General features: G+C 57.4%; 1 protein-coding gene. It reads left to right on the top strand.

The features are described 5' to 3' along the window. Nucleotides 1–471: 471 nt before the first annotated feature. Entirely contained in the window at nt 472–2,142 is a 1,671-nt protein-coding gene (locus ACGKZZ_RS17155) for a hypothetical protein (RefSeq protein WP_411224737.1), read from the top strand. Nucleotides 2,143–2,235 lie beyond the last annotated feature (93 nt).

Here is a 2,235-nt window from a genome sequence, read left to right as displayed (position 1 = left end):
GCTGTCGCTCGAAAGCTCATTACAATCGTCAACGCCCTCTGTAAATCAAGCCAGAAATGGGCCGTTCCAGCAAGTTGAAGATACAGTTGCTAGGCGAGAATTCCCGCGTTCTGACTTCCGGAGGATATTCGCTGCCTGCAAGCAACACCGAGATGTGCGCGACATTGACCTGCCAGAGCCCAAACGAAAGCCGCTCGAGGAGTCTGGCACAAGCGCTGGAAAAACGAGGCAGTCAGGCTCTCGATGACATTGCTTGGCGGCTCGAAGTGCGTGGCGAAGGACTTTTCCGTGTCTGCCTGCGGTCCCTGGATCGGTATCCACTTGTTTTGCTGGCATCTTCCGGTAACCCTGGTGCCGAACTGAGGGCTAATTTTGAAATCTCAGCTGTGGGAGTTCAATCATGCTGGGTAAATTGAGGGCATAGCTATAGCGAGCATATATAGAAACGGCGAAGATGCGTTCAGGACCAGATTGAATAGAACCGCAATCAGGCCGACAGACGCCAAGCTAGATTGCGAATTTGAAGAGTCTGCCGATCGCCATCGGCGACATGCGATCCTACTCGCTCTCGGTGCTGCGGCTTTGTTAGCTTGGGCATTTTATGCAGGCAAGGAGACGACCGGCTTCGCTGTCGGGCTAATTGGCGCACTCCTTTTGCTTTTCATTTGCTCGCTGAAAGGTCGCAAGGCGCGGGAGAGCCGGACCAAGTGCGAAGAGTTCAGGGCGCGTCGTAGGCAACTCGAGAGCCTGTGCGACGAGGAAGATCCGAGCACGATCGACCGCGGAATCAGGGATCTTCGTGAGACAAAGCTTGCTCCGCATCTGAGGCAGCTCGTCGAGAACTGGATGCCGGCGATCGAGACGAGATTGAAAGAAGCGCGACGGCTTAGAGAACTCGAGTTAAATCGCTTGGAGAAAATTCGCCGGCGCGGAACAGTCACAGAAGCTGTGGCCAAGATGCAGGAGATGGCCAAAGCGAGGATTGCCCAGTCGCGCAAGGCGCATCCTGTCCTTGCCACGCGCGACGCAGCCATTCAGCGCCTTGCGCGGGTCAAGGCCCGAAGGGTCCAGCTCGAAGCCGATGTCGACGAGATGCTAAAAGGCAAGTCTTGGTGGACTCAGCTCAGCTTTGATTATCCTGACTACAACATGATGGACAAAGAAATCCGCGATCTGGAGCGGGACGTCAGACTTTTTCTGTCGCGTAATGCAAATATCATTCGGGAGGCTGAAGAAAAACTAGACGCCGCGGCCGGGCGCATCGACAAGAGGCTACGGCGGATCGAGGAAACCGTCATTGGCGCCGTTCCGGATAGGAGGCAGGAAACCTTCGACGGGGACACCATTGCACGGGACGCGCTTATCTTGTCGGCGCTGTCGGTTCCGGTCTCCGCCTGGCAGGACATCTCACAAGCCGGCGAGGTCTATGACGCGCTGCGCTCAGTCAATGGCAATTTCGATGGCATGAGCGACAGCGAAGTTTGGCTTCAAACGCTTGCCATGGAGCCCGAGAGCCTTGCGGGCCTCGCGTCTCTCACAAAGGGCGCGCTTTTCGAGGCGCATGTCGCAGAGCGCACCGGCGGCACGCTCCACGAACACTTCAATACTCCGGATACCGACATCACGATTGATGGGATGGAGTTCCAGGTGAAGGCGACGGACAGCGCAGGCTACATTGAAAGCGTCGATCCTGACATCCCGGTCATCGCGACCAGCGAAGTCGCCGTGGAGACCGGCGCCATCGACGGCGGCATGACAAATGCCGACCTAGACAGCGCCACGGATCTCGCCCTAGGCGGATCCGTTGTCGACTTCCCTGACACGGCGATGGACGCGGTGATCGGTGGCCTCAGCGGTCTAGGTATCTTTGCCACTCTCCGGGGCATCAATCACGCTATCGATCGCCATCGTGAAGGCGTCGACAAGGCCGAGGCGATTGAGGAAGGTATCGGCGTCGCTGTGACCGGCACCATGAAGGCGACCGTGGACTTAGCCGAGATGGGTTACAAGGTCGCTACGTCGCGTCCGAGCCGCTTCTTGGGACGTCAGGTTGTTAAGGTCGGACAGGGGATCGGCCGACGGATCGATGCGGCAGAAGAACGTGCGCGCCAGAAAGAAGAGGCCGAGAAGAAGCATACTTGATTGTCGGCCGAGAGTGGCACCAACGCATCTTGAAAACAATGACTTAGGGTGGAGAAGGTTGGATATCAGGCCCATCCCCTCCGCCACTTGCCC

This window comes from Marivita sp. S2033, from assembly GCF_046592965.1.
Classification (GTDB): Bacteria; Pseudomonadota; Alphaproteobacteria; order Rhodobacterales; family Rhodobacteraceae; genus Marivita.
This window is presented reverse-complemented; position numbering and strand designations above follow the sequence as displayed.